We start from the raw sequence: 2,686 nt of genomic DNA, 5'->3' as shown, positions 1-2,686 counted from the left end.
TTTCTGACCGGAGCGCTGGGCGCCTCCGCGGCGGTGCTGGGCGTGATCGATGGCATAAGCGATGCGTTGATCGGCCTGATGAAACTGATCGGTGGACCGTTGGCCAATGACCCGCACCGGCGGGCCAAGGTGGCGTCCGGCGGTTATCTGGGGACTGCGGTGGCGACCGGCGCGATCGGCGCGGCGGTCACGGTGTGGCAGGTCGGCGTGTTGCGCGCGATTGCGTGGTTGTCTCGCGGCCTTCGGTCGCCGGCCCGCGATGCGCTGCTGGCATCGATGAGTCCAAAGGCTGCGCACGGCAGAGCGTTCGGGCTCGAACGCGCCGGCGACAACCTCGGTGCGGTGGCGGGGCCATTGCTGGCCGCGGGACTTCTGAGTTGGGTCGGGGTGCGCACGACGCTGTACTTGGCGGCGGTACCGGGCTTGTTCGCGGCCTTGGCCATCATGGTGGCCGCGCGGGAAGCCCGACGTCGCGCGCGGGTGCTTGGCGGGTCCGCATCACGCGGGCTTGAGTTGCGCGCATTGCGCGACGCGGGGATGCTCCGCGCGCTTGCGCCGGTGGCGCTGTTCGAATTCGGCAATTTGGCCACCACGCTGCTGATCTTGCGCGCCACACAGCTGATGACGTCCTCGCAGCGATCGGTGACTGCTGCGACCTCGATCGCGGTCCTGATCTACGCCGGCCACAATGCGATCGCGGCAGTGGCATCGCTGGCCGCGGGCCGGTGGTACGACCGAGCGGGCCCGCGCTTGGTGTTCGCCTCGGGTGCGGCTGCTTATGTCATCGCCTACGGCGTCTTCGCGGTGGGTGCGCACACCCTGCCGGTGGTGGTGCTGGCGTTCGCGGCAGCCGGGGCAGGTATCGGGTTGGCCGAACCCACCGAGTCGGCAGTCGTGGCGCGGCTGCTGCCAGACAGGTTGCGCGGTAGCGGCTTCGGAGTTCTGGGCATCGTGCAGGCCACTGGAGACGTGGCTGCGACGGTGGTCGCCGGATTCCTGTACACGTTTGCCTCGCCGATGGTGGCGTTCGGGTACGCGGCGGTGTGGATGCTGGCGGCGGCGATCGCCTCGGGGATGCTGCGGCGCCCCGGCGACGGTTCAGCGGCGGAGGGTGCGGCGTGACCGACCCGGCACGGACCGCCCGCGGCGCCGAGTCGGCGGATACCCCGCACATCATCGTCAGCGGCGACGATGCGTTGACCGAGACGATCATCGCGGAACTGAAAAACGCGGGTGTGATCGTGGTAAGGCTTGACGATACCCAGGTCGCCGACACCGAGGTCGATCTGGAGGAAGCGGGGATCGGCCAGGCGCTGGCCGTGGTGTGTGGAGCCGACGATGACTCGATCAATCTCGAGCTCGCCTTGGTGGCGCGCAATATCGATCCCGATGTGCGCGTGGTGGCACGGGTGACCAACGACGTGCTGGGTGAATCGTTGACCGACGTGAACGGGCCGGGCGCGATCTTAAACGTCGCCGAACTGGCCGCGCCGGCCATCGTGGAGGCCTGCCTGGCCCACGGGCTGCACACCTTCGAGGCGGCGGGCGCACACTTTGTGGTCTCCGGCAGCTCGGCGCCTCGAAGTGCCTCTCTGCGAGAGCTGTTCGGCGGTCTGTCTCCGGTTGCGGTCATTCGCGGTGAGAACTCCTCCGCCCCAGGTGAACTCGAAATATGTCCGCGTCGAGATATGCGTGTTGACGAGGGCGACTGGGCCATGATGATCGGTACCGACGAGGCAGTGGCCGCCGTGGGCGTGAGCGTTCCGCGCCCCACCCGGCAGCGCCCCGGCCAGCCGTGGTTGCGCCGAATCATGGCTACCGGAAGCGCTTTCGTCAACGATGTCAACCCGGCGTTCTATCCGGTGGTGGCTGTGGTGTTGGCACTGACGGTCGTCTCCACCCTGGTGCTGCATTTCGGCCACGAGAGCCCACGGATGGGCTGGGTCGATGCGATGTACTTCACCATCGAGACGATCACCACGACCGGTTACGGCGATTTCAGTTTCGTGAATCAACCCACCTGGCTGCGCCTGTTCGCCGCGATGCTGATGTTCGGCGGCGTGACAACCATCGCCTTGCTGGTGGCGTTCATTGGCGACGTCCTGTTGTCGCAGCGGTTCATCGCCGCGGCAACGCACCCGCGCATCGGCCGTTTGCGTAATCACATTGTCGTGGTGGGACTGAGTGCGCTGGGAATCCGCGTGGTCCGCGATCTGGTAACCGCAGGATATGAGGTGGCGGTGATCGAGATCGACGAGGAGAACAAGTTCCTGGCCGATGCGCGTGCCCTCGACGTCCCCGTGGTATTCGGGGACGCGACGCTGCATACGACGCTGGAAGCTGCCCACGTGGAGCGCGCCCGCGCGATCACCGTGCTCACCGGTGACGACATGACCAACATCGAGACCGGAATGGTGTTGGCCAGGAAGCTCGGCCGACGCCTGGCCCCTTTGCACCGCTGGCCCGAAGTGCCGCTGGTGCTGCGGGTTTTCGACAGGGCGTTGGGCTTCGCTCTGGCGAAGCGGTTCGGCTTCGTCAACGCCCGCTCCACCGTTGAGCTGGCTGCGCCCTGGTTCATCGGCGCGGCGATCGGCTTGGACGTGCTCGACACATTCTCGGTCGGTCAGCACTCGTTCGTCGTCGGCGCGATGAGCGTCGCGCCCGGCAGCGAACTCGACGGTCTGCA

Annotated in this window: 2 protein-coding genes; both read left to right on the top strand. The window is 67.1% G+C overall.

All coding sequences use genetic code 11. From position 1 onward, the window contains the following. Positions 1–1,122, top strand: a 1,122-nt coding sequence (locus AC2VOG_RS11720) for an MFS transporter (protein WP_486940065.1), incomplete at its 5' end; no start/stop codon positions are given. Continuing rightward, on the top strand, positions 1,119–2,686 hold a 1,568-nt coding region (locus tag AC2VOG_RS11715; protein WP_486940064.1), incomplete at its 3' end, for an NAD-binding protein. The genes AC2VOG_RS11720 and AC2VOG_RS11715, both read left to right, overlap by 4 nt.

Source organism: Mycobacterium sp. TH-M11 (genome assembly GCF_057473725.1).
Note: the sequence above shows the minus strand (reverse complement) of the source record. Positions and strands in the feature narration are given on the sequence as shown.